Annotated in this window: 12 protein-coding genes; 7 read left to right on the top strand and 5 right to left on the bottom strand. The window is 66.2% G+C overall.

Annotated features, from left to right (window positions below; genetic code table 11):
* Positions 1-50: 50 nt before the first annotated feature.
* The 7 genes from ACFYOW_RS24180 (at position 51) to ACFYOW_RS24150 (ending at position 7,754) form a co-directional block, all read left to right on the top strand.
* Complete coding sequence (locus ACFYOW_RS24180; protein WP_387291388.1) at positions 51-1,301, top strand: cytochrome P450; 1,251 nt, start codon at positions 51-53, stop codon at positions 1,299-1,301.
* A 12-nt stretch (positions 1,302-1,313) separates the two neighbouring features.
* On the top strand, positions 1,314-2,567 hold the full coding sequence (locus tag ACFYOW_RS24175; protein WP_387291386.1) for a cytochrome P450: 1,254 nt from the start codon (positions 1,314-1,316) through the stop codon (positions 2,565-2,567).
* A gap of 9 nt (positions 2,568-2,576) precedes the next feature.
* The gene (locus ACFYOW_RS24170; protein WP_387291384.1) at positions 2,577-3,086 is read left to right on the top strand and encodes a hypothetical protein; all 510 of its coding nucleotides are present in this window, start codon (positions 2,577-2,579) and stop codon (positions 3,084-3,086) included.
* A 152-nt stretch (positions 3,087-3,238) separates the two neighbouring features.
* Positions 3,239-5,083, top strand: a complete 1,845-nt coding sequence (locus tag ACFYOW_RS24165) for an acyl-CoA dehydrogenase family protein (protein WP_387291382.1) — start codon at positions 3,239-3,241, stop codon at positions 5,081-5,083.
* 277 nt (positions 5,084-5,360) lie between these two features.
* The gene (locus ACFYOW_RS24160) at positions 5,361-6,383 is read left to right on the top strand and encodes an alpha/beta hydrolase (RefSeq protein WP_387291380.1); all 1,023 of its coding nucleotides are present in this window, start codon (positions 5,361-5,363) and stop codon (positions 6,381-6,383) included.
* 448 nt (positions 6,384-6,831) lie between these two features.
* Positions 6,832-7,098, top strand: coding sequence for a hypothetical protein (locus ACFYOW_RS24155; RefSeq protein ID WP_387291378.1), 267 nt, complete (start codon positions 6,832-6,834; stop codon positions 7,096-7,098).
* On the top strand, positions 7,095-7,754 hold the full coding sequence (locus tag ACFYOW_RS24150) for a hypothetical protein (RefSeq protein WP_387291376.1): 660 nt from the start codon (positions 7,095-7,097) through the stop codon (positions 7,752-7,754). The genes ACFYOW_RS24155 and ACFYOW_RS24150 overlap by 4 nt, the downstream gene beginning before the upstream one ends.
* 171 nt (positions 7,755-7,925) lie before the next feature.
* Here the strand turns inward: ACFYOW_RS24150 and mobF are convergent, their stop codons facing one another.
* From mobF to ACFYOW_RS24125, 5 genes are all read right to left on the bottom strand, one after another.
* Positions 7,926-13,538, bottom strand: a complete 5,613-nt coding sequence (gene mobF, locus ACFYOW_RS24145; RefSeq protein ID WP_387291374.1) for a MobF family relaxase — start codon at positions 13,536-13,538, stop codon at positions 7,926-7,928.
* Positions 13,539-14,023: 485 nt separating this feature from the next.
* The gene (locus ACFYOW_RS24140; protein WP_387291373.1) at positions 14,024-14,182 is read right to left on the bottom strand and encodes a hypothetical protein; all 159 of its coding nucleotides are present in this window, start codon (positions 14,180-14,182) and stop codon (positions 14,024-14,026) included.
* Positions 14,183-14,510: 328 nt separating this feature from the next.
* Positions 14,511-14,900 carry a hypothetical protein gene (locus tag ACFYOW_RS24135; RefSeq protein ID WP_387291371.1) on the bottom strand — a complete coding sequence of 130 codons (390 nt, stop codon included), beginning with the start codon at positions 14,898-14,900 and terminating at the stop codon, positions 14,511-14,513.
* A 99-nt stretch (positions 14,901-14,999) separates the two neighbouring features.
* Positions 15,000-16,541, bottom strand: a complete 1,542-nt coding sequence (locus tag ACFYOW_RS24130) for a hypothetical protein (RefSeq protein WP_387291369.1) — start codon at positions 16,539-16,541, stop codon at positions 15,000-15,002.
* Between the two features lie 561 nt (positions 16,542-17,102).
* Complete coding sequence (locus ACFYOW_RS24125) at positions 17,103-17,495, bottom strand: hypothetical protein (RefSeq protein ID WP_387291367.1); 393 nt, start codon at positions 17,493-17,495, stop codon at positions 17,103-17,105.
* Between the last annotated feature and the right edge of the window lie 77 nt (positions 17,496-17,572).

The following is a 17,572-nucleotide window of genomic DNA, read 5'->3' as shown; positions in this document are numbered from 1 at the left end:
ATGACGTGCACGCCGGGTGCCAAAGTCCGTGCCTCACAGTGAAAGGCCGAATGTCAGTGACCACTGGGCAACCAGCTTCTCCGCTACCGCCTGTCCACACCTCCGAGTCCCGGGTCGCGATATACGGGCCGGAATTCACAGCCGACCCGCACGCCGCGTGCCGGAAGATGCGCAAACAGGGGCCCGTGGCGGCGGTGGATATCGCGCCGGCGGTTCCGGCCGCGCTCGTGACCGATTACCGTGAGGCACTGCGCATTCTGAACGACCCGCGTTATCCGGCCGATCCTCGTGGCTGGCAGCAACGAGTAGGTCCCGAATGCCCGGCACTTCCTACGCTGGGGTGGCGACCTGATGCACTGCGCAGCTCCGGCGAGGAACACTCCCGCTTACGGCGCGCCATCAGCGCCGCCCTCGATCGTGTCGACCAGTACGGCCTGGATTCCACGGTTGCGCACATCACGACAACGCTGATCAACGGCTTCTGCGAACACGGCTACGCCGATCTGCTCAATGATTTCGCCATCCCGCTCGTGGGGCAGACACTGAATTGGCTGCTGGGGCTATCGGCAGAAACCGGTCAAGCCGCGTTGGACGCAATCATGGTGTTGCGGGCGGCCACCGATTCCGAAACGGTCAAAGCAGGCAACCAGCAACTCATCACGGCGATGGCCGATGCGGTGATGGCCAAGCGTCTGCACCCGGCAGCGGATGTGACGTCGTGGTTGATCGAGCCCCCTGCAGGCTTGAATGACGCTGAGGCGACCTATCAGCTGGCGATGTTGTACGCCACTGGCAGCCAGCCGACTTGGAATCTCATCGCGAACATGCTGAGGCTGATGTTGACCGATGACGGGTTCGGAGGTCGTCTTCTGTACGGCGCGTTGTCGGTCACGGACGCGATCGATGAAGTGCTGTTCACCGATCCACCGTTGGCGACGATGTTCCCACGGTTTCCGCAGCAGATGCAGATCCTCGACACAACGATGCTGCCCCCACATCAACCGGTGCTGATCAGCGTGTCCGCGTGCAACACCGATCCGGCCGTGCACAGCAACGACCACCTCGGCAACCGCTCCCATCTCGCGTGGGGCGCGGGTATCCACGCCTGCCCAGCTCGATCATTGGCGACGGTCATCACCACCAAGTCCGTCACTCTGCTGCTGGATGCGTTGACCGAGATCCAACTCGCGGTTGCTGACGGCACCGGTTTGCAGTGGCTACCGGGCCCCTTCCATCGCGCGCTCACAGCGCTGCCGGTCACGTTTTCCCCATGCCCGCCGCTTGAACTTCCGCTCGCATAGGAGACCACCCTCGTGCCGCAGCACACCCTCCCGGCGCCCGGCAAAGCCACAGGGACCCCGGTCGAAGCCCTCGGGCCTCGAATCAGCATCTACACCCCCGAATTCGCGGCCGACCCACACCGCGCATACAAGCAGATGCGCGAGAACTATGGCCCGCTGGTGCCGGTGGAGCTCGCACCCGGGCTGGCCGCGACGTTGGTGATCGACTACCGCACCGCGGTCAACATTCTCACCGATCCCGAACACTTCTCCGCTGATCCCCGCGAGTGGCAGAAGACGTTGCACGACCGCACGTGGCCGATCCTGGCGATGCTCGAGTGGCGGCCGAACGCGTTGCGCAGCAACGGCGAAGAACACGCGCGCTACCGCCGGGCGACCCACGACGCCCTCGCCGGCATCAACCAATACGGGCTGCGCGCCTTGGTGGAGCGCACCGCGGTCGGCCAAGTCAATACATTCTGCCGGTCGGGGTCTGCCGATCTGCTCAGTCAATACTGCCTGCCGGTGGTATTCGCGGTGGTCACCCAGATCATCGGGTGCACACAAGAACTCGGGGAGAAACTCGTCGCTGCCAGCGCGGCGCTGTTCGACGGACAGGACAACGCCGAGGAACTATTCGACTCGGCCTTGCGTGAATTGACCTGGCTCAAACGCACCAATCCCGGCGACGACGTCACCACACGGCTGGTGCAGCATCCAGCCAAACTGACCGATGACGAGATGGTCCAACAACTGCTGACGATCATTTCGGCCGCGATCGAGGTGCCACAGAACTGGATCGCCAACACCCTGCTGCTGATGCTGACCGACCGCCGACGGTTCATCGCGGACATCAACCGTGGCCTGCCGCCCTCGACGAGTGCCGCGCTCGCCGAGGGGTTGTTCACCAACCCGCCGATGTCCTGCTACTGCCTCACCTATCCGGTCCAGCCCATCCTCGCCGGCACGGTGTGGTTACCCGCGCATCAGCCGGTGATCATCAGCATGACCGCGTGCAACAGCAGCCCCGAGGTCAACACCGGCCAGTACACCGGCAACGACTCCCACCTGGCCTTCGGCGCGGGCCCACACGCGTGCCCGAAACCGGCCCGCATCGTGGCCGAGCTGATGGCGGAGACAGCTATCGACCAACTGCTCGACTTCCTCCCAGAAATACGACTCGCCATCCCCGCCGAAGAACTCGAATGGCGGCCCGGCCCGCTCCATCGCGCGCTGTCCACATTGCCGGTCACCTTCCCGCCTTCACCTACCCAACACATTCTGTAAAGGCAAACGATGGCCATCGACGTACTGCGCCCGCCAGCCCTCGACCGCGACGGCAAACAGGTCCCGCACCGTTTCCTCGACACCTACTGGCAGCCGTTCATCAACCACCACCGCAGCAGCGGAACACTGACCCCGCTGCAGTTGCAGGCTCTCGATGACGACCCCCATTACTACTTGGAGTTTTTCGACCAGCACCTGGCCGCCGCGCGCCGGGCGTGGGATCCGGAGCAGGCGGTGGTGTCGACGCTGACGCTGTGTGACGTCATCGACACCCCCGTTGCGCGGTTCGACCACCGATGGTGGCCCCACCCTGGTGCCGCCATGGCGACCAGGATCCGTGCCGGTGCCATGGTGGCGCACCACAACGAACGGTGGCGCGCCGATTGGACGGCACTCGCCGGGATGTGCGAATCCTGGCGTCCGGAAGAGGCGTTCGCCGTCCTCGACGCCATCACCCGCCATCGCGTAACCGATTGCGACTCGGTCTCAGCCCTCCAAGCGGTCGGCCTCTGCCCCTGATCACCCAGTCCGGGGCGGCAAGACGTTGCGGCCTACCGATGACATTCCCCGGACCCGAACACACACGAAAGGCATCGCAACCCAACATGATTCAGCGACTCGCCGTGGCTACAGCCGAGGGTGCGTCGCTTGGCGAGAAGGCGAGTTCCAGCATGACCATCGATCTCACCACCACCCGCGCCCACATCGGCAGCGAACCTGTCGACGCCTTGCGGACCGCGCTGCTCGGCCCAGACGCCGCGCTGCGGGCTCGGGTCCGCGACGCCGTGAGCGCGCTCGGGGACCTCCCCCGGTCGGGCCTGACGTACTCCGAACAGGCTGCGCTCGCCCCGGATCTTTTGCGATCGGTGATTGCCGCGCTCGGTGGGTCCGGGACAGCGATCGCCACGGACGTCGAGCTGCGGGGCATCCTCTGCGAGGAGGCCGCGGTCAGCGCGCCCAGGCTGCTGCCGGTGTTGACCGGGCATTTCGACCTGGCGATGGGAGCGATTCTGTCGCTGGGGTCCGGCGCGGATTATCAACAGCAATGCCTCGCTGAACTCGATACCGGCGCGGCGTTGGGGGCGTTGATGTTGACCGAGCTCGGTGGCACCAACGCGGCGGCCGATCATCGGACCACAGCGAGATGGGATCGCGCTAGCGGTGGATTCCTGTTGTCGACACCCGACATTCGCGCGGCGAAATTCATGCCTAACGTCGGTTCTGATGCACCGAAGATCGTGCTGGTCACCGCCCGCGTGATCACCGACGGCCGCGACCAGGGCGTGTTCGCGTTTCTGCTGAAATTGCGGAGCAGCACGGGCCTGGCTGCTGGTGTAGAGGTGGAGTTGCTACCCGACAAGGCCTTCGCGCCGATGGACCACGCCATCATCCGGTTCCGTGACTGCTGGGTGCCGAGGCAGGCGCTACTGGGCGGGGACTGGGCCCGCATCGATGCCAACGGCCGCTTCGAGTGCGACCTGCCGATGGGTGAGCGGTTCCACCGCGCGGTGGCCGGGTTGGGTGGTGGCCGACTCGACCTGGCGAATGCTTCTGTCGCCAGCGCTCGCGCCGCCCTGACGGGTTTGGCGAACTTCGCCAGACAGCGCGGGTCTCGCGTCCGGATGGCCGACCGCGATGCGGTCCAAGCCAACCTGGTCACCGGGCTGGTTTCCCTCTATACCGCAACCATCCTGGGCCGACACCTTCGCGACATGCGCGCGGCTGTCAACGGCGGCGACCCCGACCACGCGCTGTGGTCGATGCTCGCCAAACCGGCACTGACTCATGCGGCGCAGTGGGTACTGGGCATGTGTCGAGAACGCACCGCGGCGCACGGATCGCTGCTGATCAACCACTTGGGAGACTGGGCTGGCAACGTCCTGGGAGCGCGCATCGCTGAGGGCGAGACTCAGGTTCTGCAGAAGACGGCAGGGCGGGCGCTGCTGCACTGCCCGCCGCTGCAACTGCCGGACACACCGCCGCAGCTGCCGTGGACTGTCGAATTGCTCGCTGAGCGCGAACGGGTTATCGCCGACGGTCTGCGCCGTGGCGATTTCACCGTCGCTGGACCGGTGCTGGGCGCGGACGGCGCTGCCATCGAACTGGCCACCGCAACCGCTGAACGCGTTCTGGCAACCGCCCCATTGATCGCGGCATCCACTGTCAGCGATCCATTCGCCAGCGATCTGCTCGCGACGGTAGGCGCGGCGTACGCGCTGGAACGTATCCACGCGCGCCGTGGCTGGTACAACGACCACTCGGTCAGAATCGGCGATGAATACCGGCCTCCGATGACGATCGCAACCGAGCTCATCGGACACCACGGCCTGCTCGTCGACCATTTTCCGCAGCTGGTGGCTGCCTTCGACATCCCCGACCTGCCCGGTGCCCCGCTGTTCGCCAGCGACTACACCGCGCCGTACAAGACGCTCACCGGTTGGCGCGATGAAACCTTCCCCGGCAACCACACACACCGTGACCGATCCAGCGATGCCACCGAGAGCTCGAAAGGTTAAGCCTGCGAATGAAGTTGACAATGTCTCCACCAGGGCAGCCCGCATTGCCACCATGGCTGACCGAACCGCCAGTCACATCCCGAAAACCACACCGGTACGGCAATCGGCGCTGGCCGATGAGGGATACCGCTGTGGGCCTGTGGTGGGCCGCTGTGATTCTCGCCGCGTACTGGAGATGGGCGCCGAGCGGTCATGTCGATGCTCTCCTCGACGAGGGCGGACATCGACAATGATCAGCGCTACAGCGAAATCCCGTGCCAGAACCAGGGCTATTGCGATGGTGGGAGCCGTCATCGCGCTGTTGTGTTCAGCACTCGGTGCAGCCCACGCCGATGAACCTGGTTCGGAGTCCGCGCGCTGTGAAGCCACTTCATGGCCGGTGCCGTTGGGCACGATGGGCGCCACGCTGTGCCGTCCCGGGCAGCCGACGGGCACTATCGTGGTACTGCTGTCCGGTGCGGCGACTAATGCTCGCTACTGGGATTGGCCGATACAGCCGCAGACCTACAGCGTTTCGCGCGCGCTGACCGCTGCGGGCTATGCGACTCTCACCCTCGACCTACTCGGAACCGGCACCAGCACACGCCCGCCCAGCGCGGCGGTCATCGCCACTGTCCAAGCCCAAGGCGTCCACGAGATCGTCACCGCGCTGCGGACCGGCATCAATGGGCATCCCGAATTCCAGACGATCATCCTCGGTGGGGTGTCTTTGGGAGCCGGGGTCGCAGCCATGGCAGCCGCGACCTACCACGATGTCGATGGCGTCCTGCTGCAGGGGTTTTCACATTCCGTGTCGCCAATGGAGACGCTGAAGGCCGTGGGTGGTTTCGTCCCGGCCGCTACCGATCCACGATTCGCCGACCGCGGCCTGGACCCGGGTTATCTCACCACGCGCCAAGGCAGCCGGGCAGCCAGTTTCGTGGGCCCGAACACTGATCCCGTCGCACTCACTGTCGATGACGCCGAGGTCGCCGACACCTTCAGCCCGGCCGAAATGGTAGACGGTCTGAGCAGCACCATCGCGCCCCTGACCGGCAACATCGACGCACCTGTGCTGATCGTCAACGGCGAGTTGGACCTGCTGTGCGCACGAGCGGTGTGTGCGTCGAGTGCGAGCCTGGCCGATGCGGAGCGGCGCTATTTCGCGCCAGCAGCCCAACTACAGACCTACGTACTGCCCGGCGCTGGTCACGCGGTAACCGTAGCGCCGAACACCAGGCTGTTCCAGGACTGCTTGGTGGCGTGGGCCGGGACAGTGGCCGCACGCGTGGGCAAGGGATCGGAGGCTGCCTGTGCATGAGGAACCGCTGTCGCAGCCGCAAGCAACTCGCGTGCGTGACTATCTGCTCCGGGGTGTGGGCCGAACACGAGGAAACCTCGAAAGGTTCAGCTTCCGAATGAAGTTGACAAGGCTCACTCCGCCGAGGCCGCGTGAACACGCTGGCCGCATGTTTGTCATGGACTCCTACGGGCATCCGCGCCAATACCTGACCGCCGTCACAGCGGACACGTATCGTCCATGCCAACAATGCCCAGGCGATTACGAAGCCGACTTCCACACGGTGACGGTCTATCTAGTAACGGTCCCTGCTGTTCCCTGGTGGCTGACTCTGGAAATCCATTGCTGCCCAGGAGGGCACAGCGGACTGGTCGTGCGCATGACCAAGGCTCTACTGCGACCGGATCTGCGGACACCGAGACGGTTGCCGCGACCGTTGAGGTCTGGTCAGTGCGTCCAGGCTTTCGAAGTGACCAATGTCGACGGTGGGCATCGCGCGAAGCTGACCGGGACCGAGATCGACTCCGATCTCGAATGCGAGTCGTGCAGCCACCCCTACGGCGTCACCATCTACGAGTTGTCGGAGCGCACCGTCCCGTCGTGGATATCGCTGGAAATCCATTACTGCCACAGCTGCGGCAGCGGTCACATCGACACTGGCTCCGGCTACCCTCGCCCGGTTGAACCAGTGGCGGATACGGTGAGCAGTCGGCTCGGCACGGAGGTTCAGTCGTGATCCCGATGACGAATTTGGCGCGGCCGGAAAAGCCGTTCGGCGATCCGGGATCGCCGCCGGGCAGCAGCCGTCCGGTGGTGGCGTCGATAGCGGTGACACGGTGTGGTGTCGGGCTGGTGTATGCCAGGTTCGACGCCGAGCATCCGCGCGACCTCGACGACCCCCGGGCTTTCGTTGTGGGCTACGAGCTGCTGCTGCCATCGACTGACACTTCCGATGTATTCGTGGGGCTCGTCGACGATCGTATTGTCGAGATGGATCTGCACGCCGATGTCATCACCGGCCACGACATGCTGACCGGTTTGGCGAATCTCAGCACCGACGTCACCGACCTCCCAGAGTTGTATGGCATCCGAGGCTGGGGCGGGGTGTGGCCGGACCGGGAGGAGGTCAACGCCTGCGGCGACCTCGAACACATCATGGTCGACACCGCCTACGATCTGCCGCTCTCGGATGCCGATCTGCGCCAGATGTGTCGGCGGTCGCGGCTGCACAGCTGGTATCTGGATCCCGAGCGCGACAGCGAGCGGCTGCCGATCACCACGGCCCTGGCATCGACGCTGCTGGTGGCGCGGGAGATGAGCTGGTGTCGCTGGTCGATGCTCGATCTGGATCCGCTGGTGACCGAATCAATCCGCGTGCAGCCACATGAATAAGCTCGTGGTCTCGCAGACACGGGGCCGGACGTGTATGCGTTGGCGGCGCTGCAGCTCAGCGGGACTGTCCGGCAATCCGTAGTCGCGCAGGTTGTTGGACATGAATCGGATCACCGTGACGCTACTGGGTGGTTCGCGGTGTGGCGTTCACCCTCGTCCACCACTGACTGTTTACAACCCGAAGTCTTCGTCGTAGCCGACGGCGGGATTGATGATCGGGTCGGGATCGTAGTCGAGAGAATCTTCGGAGGTTGTGTCGTGTTGGTGGCGGGCGCGTAGCGCGTGCTCGGCGGCGGTTTGTTCGGGTGTGAGTTGGGTGCGGCGATGTTGTTCGGTGTTGAGGTCGATGAGTTCGTCGTGTAGCCAGGTGGTGGCGTCGACTGCTGTCGTGTCGCTGGTTGCGGTGCCGGGTGCGGGCCCGTAGAGGATGGCTTCGGTCTCGGCAAGATCGATGCGCAGACTGATATCGGTGATGGCTTGGGCGAGTTGGTCGTCGGTGAGCATCTGCACGGGATCGGATACATCGAGGAGAACCCCAGACGGTGGTACTGATGGCTCGGCTGGGGTGTCGGGCTGAGGATGTTGTTCGACCCAGGTTGCGATGGCGAGGCGTTCGGCGAGGGTGCGGGCGGCGTGCCAATCGCGTTTGAGCAGGCCCAGGATGGTGTTTGGTGGGTGGGTGGCGGCGATGTGGTCGCAGCGGGCATGGATGTGCTCGTTGGGTGGGTGGTCGGGGATGCCGGGTGCATTGTCGGTGCGGCATTCACCGCAGAGGCCGTCGTCGCTGCGGCGCGGCGGCCGCGGTCTGCTGTCGATGCGGGCGCGTGTGATGCCACAGGACACGCACGGCAGCGCGTGGGTTTTGTCGGTGGTTTGGCGGTCGTAGTCGGGTGCGGTGGTGTCGGGATAGCGGTCTTCCCATAGTTTTTCGCGGTAGTAGTGGTGCGGGACTCCGTCGGGTATCGGTAGATGTTCGGGGTCGGTGTCGAGGTCGCCGCGGGTGTCGAGGTAGTCCTGGCTCGCGCGCTGGGCGGCGATCTCGGTGTCGGTGCGGGGCGGGTGAACTCGGGTGGGGTCTCGCCAGTCGGGATAGTGTTGGGTGGGGAGGGGGTGCTGGTCGGGTCGGTTCGGTGGCTGGAGACGATCTGTGTCTGATTGGTGGACATGGGGGTCGGTGGCGGGGGTGCAGGCGCGGATGAGTTCGCGGTGCTCGGGGTATTGGTCGGCGGCCCACCGTAGTCGCGCGAGGGCGACGCGGAAGTGGTTGCGGTAGAGAGTGGTCGCGACGCGTTCGATGATGTCGCGTTGCTCGTCGGTAAGGGTGTCGGCGAGGTCGCGAAATGCGCGCCGTGCCGCGCGCAGGTCACCGGCTTTGAACAGCGCGGCGATCGTGGTGATGTCGCCAGACAGCGAGTTTTCGTCAACGGTGCTGGTAGCTGGTGGCCGGATCGGTGACGGCGGTGTGGTGGTGCTGTGGCGTGGCGGATCGTGTGGTTCGGGGACGGGGTGGTGGGCGGGTGGATGCATTGTGGGCTCCGGCGACGGTTGGGTTTCGGGTTGTTCGGGGTGGGTGTGTTCGTGCAGGAGTGCGTCGATGCGCCAGGCGAGGGCGTTGGTGAGTTGGTCGGGGCGCAGCGGTGTGGTGTCGTCGGGTTGGGCGGCGAGGATGAGTTCGTATGCGGTGGTGAGGAGTTCGGCGGGTGTCCAGTCAGTGCCGGTAGCGCGGTCGATCGCGGCGACCAGGCGCGGCCAGGCGGGGTCGTTGATGACGCGTTGGGCGGTGTCGTCGCCGACGATCTGGTGGAGTTCGCCGGTCCAGTCGGGGTTCAGGTTGTGTGTGCTGGTGATATCGGCGGCGACGAGTTCGAGTTCGAGTCGCGACCACAGGGCCGCGGCGGGCATGTCATCGGGCAACGCCCGTAGTGCGGCGGCGTGGGTCAATCGGGTTTGGATGTCGATTCCGGATCGGTGGGCGACCTCGATCTTGTCGGCGAGGATCGGCCACCACGGGTCGGTGAGGATGCGGGATTCGAGGCGTGTGATCAGCGGTGCCCACTTGTTGGCGGGCAAATGGATATCGCCGAGAGTGCCGGTGACGCGGGCGTCGAGCAGGTCTTGGTGTTCGCGTTCGAGCTGCGTGTAGCGGGCGGGGCCGGTAGGGCGTGGATCGCGGTCGTCGATGTGCAGGGAGGCCCGCCACACGGCCAGATCAGCGAGCAGGCGTGGGTCCGACCCGATGAGTGGGCGTGCCCAGTGCGGTGCGGACGCCGGTGTCCAGGTTTGGACGTCGTCACGGATTTGTGTGGCGAGGTCGGTGACGATGCGGGCGCGGGCAGCGAGTTGGGTGGAGTCGAGTTCCGCGCGGAGCCTGCGCGGGATCCCCGACGCCCACGGCAGGGGTGCGCCGGTGGTGGAGTGCGCGCCAGAGGGATCCAGACGCCAGTCCAGCACGGCGGCAACATCATTGGCGGTGTCGAGTTCGCGTGCGCTCGCGGCGACGCGTAAGGCGGTGATCGGGTCGCGCCCCGACAGCGCGATCATCGCCAAGTGTTGCCGCAGCACGGGGTAGGCCGGGCTGTCGGTGAGGTTCGCGCGCACCGCTTCGGCAGCGTCGTCGAGGCGTTCGAGTCCGACTGGGCCGAGGGCGTTTTCGGCGGCGACACCGAGCGCGTCGAGGTAGATATCGAGCGCGCGACCGATCCGCTGGTGCGGATCCAGGGCGTCGCGGAGCATGGTATGCGCCGACTTTTGTGCGCCGTCGCGACCGAAAATGCGCAGCATTATCTCCACGGCGGTGCGCGGATAGGCGGCGGGTTCGGACCAGAACGAGCCTTCGGAACCGTCCAACGCGGTCGGTACATAGACGTGGTTGGCGTGGATTCCGCGGGTGAGTGCCACGTAAAGCTGTTGGCGTGACTCGCCTCCGGTGAGCGCGACATGACACGAATCGGCGGTGATTCCTTGCGCGGAATTGATCGTTGACGCGTACCCGAGACGCACATGGGTGGCCACGTAGTCGGCGGGAAGCCGCACGCTGTGACCGAGTTCGTTGCCCGAATGCAGATGTGTGGCGGTCAGACTTCCGTCCGCATGCACCGCAGTGACGGTCCAGGCGTAACCGTTGCGGACCCAATCGTTGGCACCGAGTCGCAGTCGACGGTTGTTGCGACGGGTACGGATCGTGTCCCCGACCGAGGCCCCAAGTCCGTCGGCGAGAACAGTTTCCGCGCCGACCACACCGCCATTGCGGGTGATGCGGTCGGCGCGAGCGCGCGCGTTGAGTTCGGTGACGATGTCGTGGGTGGCGGCGAGCATGATGGTGTCGCGGCCGGCGAGGTGGTCGGTGATCCAGGCGGTGTAGGCGTCATCGTGGGTGGCACCTTCGTGTCCGGCGTGGATCCGGTTGTTGTCCAGATACCAGCCCAGCGCGGCCGGATCCCCCTCGCGTAGCTGCAGACTCGCGGTCGCTTCGGCGTTCGAGGCGAACCGTACGACGTGGGTGAGGGTCATGCTCGCTTCGGGTGAGGCCGCGTCCATGTCGGTGTCCGCGCCGCCGGCCTCGATCGATGCGAGCTGGTGTGGGTCGCCGATGCAGCGGATCGTCGCGCCTTGGTCGTGTAGGAATCGCAGTAGCCGTAGGCGTTTGAGGTTGCCGATCTTGACGTGCTCGTCGACGATCACCAACGTGCCGGGGTCGATATCGAGGATCCATTGCGGCAGCGACGGCGGTATATCCCGGTCCAGCGCAGGGTTGTCCGGGCGCGGGGTGTGCCGAGCCAAGACGTCGAGGACCTTGTCGACGGTCTCCACCCGCGCGCCGATCGCCTTGCCCAGCTCGGCGGCCGCGGACGCGGTCGGTGCCAACCCGAGGACCTGTCCGCCGCTGGTGTGCCAGGCGTCGGTGAGCACGGCCATCGCGGTGGTCTTGCCCGTTCCCGCCGGCGCGTTGGTGGTGCGGACCCGCAGAGGCGAGGTGGCGAAACCGTCGATCACGCTGATCTGCCCGGCATTGAGCGGTCGATCGGGATTGCTGGTGTTGTAGCGGTCCACTGCCGCCGTGACGAGATCGGGTCGGAGTTGGCGTCCGCCAGGCCGCACCGACATCTCGATCAGCTGCTGTTCGACCGACAACATTCGCGCCGAGGTGTAGACCTGGACACCGGAGACGGTGTAGAAGCTGGTGCCGTCGCGGCGACGCAACAGGCCTGGGACCGTGTGCAATTCGGGTTCGTCGGTCAGATCCGGGTCACCGCGCGCGATCACATGCTCGGGCGAGAGCGTTTCGGCCAGGACTGCCTCGGCGGCCTGTGCCCAGTCCCGGCTACGTATGTGGCCGCGGAGTTGGCGTTCGATTTCGGCCCGCAGATTCGTGGTCTGCCAGGTGGAGCGGTGCTCGGAAACCACCTCGATGACCCGCTGCGCGGTGCGATTGATCCACGCCGTCGTCACCGCGACACGCTGGGGTCGCACGGGATTCAAGACCCCCACGATCATCTCCGAGAGTGCTTCGCGGCCGCCGAGCAGGTTCATCGCTTGGGATCGCCAGGTGCTGCGTTGCTCGGCCAGTGACCGTAGATGGTGTTTGGACGGTCGGGTTTCGAGGGTGGCCTGCTGTGCCAGGGCATACATTTCAGTGGGAGTCGGCTCGCGGTCGAACCGGTTTTGGAACCGTGCGGCGAGTTCCCCCACGCGCTCTTTGATCGCGGCTTCGCGCCGCGACCACGCCTCGATCAACAGGGTTGGGATGCCGACGATTTCGCGGATCGCACGCTTGGACGGATCGGTGCTGGGGCGTTCGGCGAACTCCACACCCACCAAATCCTCGAGGTGATGTTCCAGGCGGGTGTTGTAGATCTCGGACACGGTGACCACCGCTCGGTAGATCGCGGTGCCATCGAGGGTGCGCCACCGCCCATCATCGGTGCGGGCCCGGTTGGCGATCAGCGCATGGGTGTGGAGATCGGGGTCGCCTGCTCTGCTGTCACGATGTACAAACCGGGCGGCCACCATCCCGTCGACGTCCACCTGCCGGATCCCGTTGCGACCCAACCGAGTGAAGATCGCGTGCTCCTCCAACCAGCGCAGCGCATCATCGACCGCGGCATGGTGGGCAGCCTCGACCTTCTCCGCGACCGCGCGCGGGGCCAGCGCCCACAGCACCGAGACACTCTTGACGGGTGAGAAAGTGATGTCGAAACCCGCGACCGCGACGGTGTTCGGGCGCGAGTTACGTGCCACCCACCCCGACAATTCCCGCTCATTCAGTGGCGCGCGATCGTACTGTTGGCAAAACATATCGAACGCCACACGGGTCCGAATCCGTGCACGTTCATCATCGGGAATAGCGTCATGAAGATCGAATCCGTGCTTCATATTGTGCCGCTTGAATGCGTCTGCGCACCGTTTACGGAATTCGGAAACCTCCGTATAAACCCGGAACGGGTTACCTAAACGCGACGCCTGATCGGCGGCCCGCGCGGCGTCTTTGTGCTTAGCTCCCTTGCCGATCTCGGTGTTGTAGACGTGGGCTTCGATCACATGCGCGTTCGGATGACGCCCCAGTCCGAAAAGGGATTTCATCTGTTCTTCGGTGACTTCGTCACCCGGTTGCAGGCCCAGAGCGGCCAGGCCCGTGCCGTGCCAGCGGCCTGGAGCTTCCCCGTGAGCGGAGTAATAATCGGCGAGGCTGGAACGGCCGCGAGCCGACACGTCATTCGCGGCGACATTGCGCAGATAATATTGATACCCATTGCCCGCCGCGACTTTATGAATCGTCGCGGTCATATATCCATCAAGCATCTGACCGGCCATTTACGCCAGGGGTTGGATTTGACTATTTTTTAGTCAAATCAAGCAAAACGCCTGGTCGTTACCGAATCGCAACAGTAGGGGCCAACAAGACGGCACGATCGGACTCCGCCGCCTCACCTCCAGCGACGAAGCTTGTCGTGTCAACGATCCTCGGGTCGGCGCACCCATGTCACGGAAACCGCTCCGGATCGTCCACCTGGGAGACCGCTAGGTTGCCGCATTTCCGTCCATAAACGCCGGTGTGACCTCAGATGCAAGAGGTGTGCTTGTGGATGTGTGGGGAAGTGGGGTGGTGAGGGTGAAGGTGTGTGTGGTGGAGGAGGTGGGGTGAGTGCGGTTGCGTGGTGGTGTGCGTGTGGAGGTGAGTGTAGATGTGGCGTGAGGGTGGGGTTGGCGATTCGGTGAGGACTAGTGGATGGCCTGGGCGGCGGGAGTCGCTGCGCGCGAGCGGTTCTGGACTACCTCGCGCCGGGTTCGGTAGCGGTGGTGGTGGAACAGCGGCAGCGGCAGCGAGATTCGGTCAGGGGGCGTCCCCAGTACACGAGGATGGCGAACCAGCACAGGACCCAGATCGAGGAGTAGTGGTCGGAGAGGAAGTCGAGCCAGGGGTTGGTCACGGCATGTACCTCCAAGGCGGATAGGGAGTGAGGGGGTCGGTGGCTGTGTCCGGTCCGCTGCGGGAGCATGACACTGGCGCGGACCGGGGATGTGAGACCCGTTGTGGGTGGGCCGGTGTGGAGACGAACTGAAGTCAAGCTGCGGTGCGTGGAGGTCGCGGCAGTCGCCGCACAGGTCGTCGACGTCGCGGCCGTAGCGGGTAGGGCGTGCGGTCGGGCATCGAGAGTCCCCTTTCCAATTGGGGGTAGTTGGATGGTGGTCGTGGTAGCCCTCGCTTCGGTCGGACCACCCGGACCGGGAACGTGTCGGTGTGGTGAGGGCGGTCGGTCAGGTCGGCGGGGCGGGGATGGGTGTCCATCCGAGCGATGCGCAGGCGTAGGCGCGGTCGTCGAGAGCGACGACGTCTCCGACGGACAGCGACCGCAACCGTTTCGAATACCAGGCGTCGGTGTGGGTGTGGTCGTCGTCGCGTTGGGGGTGGTCGTTGAACGCGGCGAAGACTCGTTCGAGCAACACCTCGTCGGTGGTCGGCCCGTCGATGGGAATGCGGAAGGCGTAAGCCAGTGCCAGCGATGCGCCGGGCTGATACCCAGCCAGCATCGCGGGCGTGGCGGTGTTGAGATAGACCCGCACCCGGACCTCGCTGCGGCGAGTCGGGTGCACAGCCCGGGACAGCGCGCGCAGGACGCGGCGGGCTCGGGTGGGCAGTTGGTGCATGAGGGTGCTCCTGTGCTTTGGGGGTTGGTGGACCGGTCCGCCGCAGGGGAAGGTCGACACTGCGGCGGACCGGCGAACAACGGGTCGTTCGAGCGCGGGTCAGGCCGCGCGGGTGCGCGCGGGAACCAATCCGAGGTCGATCCGGCAACCTGTGCAGTAGTTGTCGGCGTGGACGACACCGTTTCGGGCGCAGGCGTCGCAGCGGCCGATGCGCTGCCCGGCTCCCAAGGCCGAGTTGCGGCGCGGGCGGCGGGCGGGATCGCGGCGCGGTGCGGGTGCGGGCTGGTCGAGGTTGCACGCCATCCAGCGCGTGATCAGCCGCCAGGTCGGTCCGGTATTCGCGGCGGCGGCCCGGATGCGGTCCAGCAGCCCCCGCACCTGGTGTGGGTGGGTGGCGGCGATGTGGGCGCAGCGGGACTCCACGTAGGAGCGAAGGCCGAAGCCAGCGGGCAGCGCCGGGATGCCAGGGTGCCCGTCGGCGCGGCACACATCGCACAGCCCGTCGTCGCTGACCGGGTGACTGTCGCGGGCGTGGTGGGGTCGGCGGTCGGCGGCGGCGCGGTCGATCCAGCAGTTGATGCACGGCCACCCGAGGTAGGGGGTCATCGCGGCGAGGTCGTAGTCGAGCCCGGAGCCTTGCCAGGTGGATTCGGTGACGTCGAGTTCGGTGTAGGGCAGGTACTCGTCGCGATCGTCGGGGACGGGGATGCCGGTGCGCCGGGCGGCGAAGCGGGCCTGGTCGGCCGGGGTGATCCGCGGCGGCAGCTGGGGTTGGTTGCGGCGGGCACGAGCCCGCCGGACACGAGACCACGGTTCGGGTTCGGTGTCGTGCTCGCGCAGGAACTCCTGTGCCGCGTCGTCGAGGCCCTTGTAGCGGTCGTCGTGTCCGGTGTGGCGCTCGGGTGTTTCGGGGGCGAGCAGGTGGCGGTCGGCTTCGGTGTAGCAGTGGGCGATGTGCAGGAAGTAGCTGCGCTCCCACAGGTCGGCTTGCACGTGCGCCCACAGCAGGTCGGCTCGTTTACGTGGTTCGGGCACCGGTGGGGTGCGGTCGGTCTCGGGTGCGGTGTCGATCCCGTACAGGCGGTGCGCGGCGTAGCCGACCCACTGGTGTTCGCGGCGTTCGGCTACGGCGAGGTCGCGGTCACGGTGGCGCAGACTGACCGGCGCGGGTGCGGGGATGTGGGCGCGGCGTGCGGCGATGGCCTCGGGGCGCAGGCGCGCGGCGTCGGTGGCCGCCGACGGGGTGGCGGTGAGCCGGTCGCGGTTGCGGCGCTCGCGGATGGAGCGCCGCACCCATTCGGCGGCCTCGATCGAGGTGTCGCTCTGCTGGGGGAGTTCGGGGCGGTAGAGGCCGGGGTCACCGTCGGCGGTGTGGTCGATGATCATCTCGCGCAGTTCGGGGCGGCTCTTGGCCATCCACCCCAACCGGCGGGCGGCGACCTTGTAGGGGGCGCGAGTCAACAGGTCGGCGACGCGGTCGAGGAATTCGCGTTCAGCCGGGGTGGCCAGGGCCAAGACGTCGGTGAAACGCTCACGCGCGGTGTCTGGGTCGACCTCGAGCAGGTATTCGATCTCACCGAGCGCGTCGGCGAACGGAGAAACAGTCGCGGTGGTGTCGGGAGTGCTCAACGTAGCGGTCATCACGGTTCCTGTTCAGTCGTCGAAGAGACAGCTCGGCCCCGCACCGGACGCGCACGAGCACGTACCCCGGCACGGGGCTGGGCGGCTGGTCGTCTGACCCGCCTGAGTGCGGCCGACCAGGGTGGGAGCCCGACACAGCGGAGGGAACGCGCCGGATCGGGCGGCACCGAATTCGCGGGCGCTGAGCACCGGGCCGCCGCCTGTCGCTGGGGTGCGGCGCGGGCGAATTCGGTGACGGGCGGGCGCGGGCCCGCAGCCGTGGCGGGAGCACACCCTGGTAGCACTCGGAAAGGCGGGGCAGACGGCCAGACGGTCAGCCCTCCCTCACCGCCACACCCGACTTTCACGCAATCATCAGCGCTGCGACGGCGGCCTGAACGTGTCGGAGCAGGTTCATGGGCGAGGCGGATTCACTCCGCACTGCGCGACTTTGCGCGGGTGCGCCCGCCGCGCTGGTAGCCCTCAGGAAGGCGGGGTGTCCGGGCAGACGAACACCCCGGACATCCCACCCGGCCCTTTCTGCTCCTGTTGACTGTGTCCTTCTTCGCGGAACCGGAGTGCTCAGGCCGCCAGCAGATCGCGGTCGGCGAAGTAGGCGTCGATCTCGGCTTCGGCGGCCTGTCGGTGGGCAGCATCGCGGGTGCGGTGACGCAGATCCACGGCCGCGACCGAACGGGGTGTGCGGCGGGCCCGGCGAGCAGCGACCGCCTCCGGTGCGGTGCGGGCGGCGTCGGTGGCGGCGGTCGCGATCGCATGCAGGCGAAGATCAGCGCCGGGTTCGCGGGCGGGAGTCCGCACCCATAGTGCGAGTTCGTCCTCGATCGGTACCGCGACGGCGTCAGCGACCTGGGCATAGTAGGGGTGGGGACCGAGTTCGTCGTCGAGCAGACGATCCAGATCACCGACTCCGAGCCGAGTCACAGGTGCGGCGGTAAGAGTGTTCGTAGGGGGCATCGTGGTCTCCTCGTGCGGGTGAGAGGGGATGGGAGAACGGGGAACGAGTCGCGGGTGTGTGGTGCTATCGGGTCGAG

The organism is Nocardia sp. NPDC006982 (assembly GCF_042869435.1).
GTDB lineage: Bacteria > Actinomycetota > Actinomycetes > Mycobacteriales > Mycobacteriaceae > Nocardia.
Note: the sequence above shows the minus strand (reverse complement) of the source record. Positions and strands in the feature narration are given on the sequence as shown.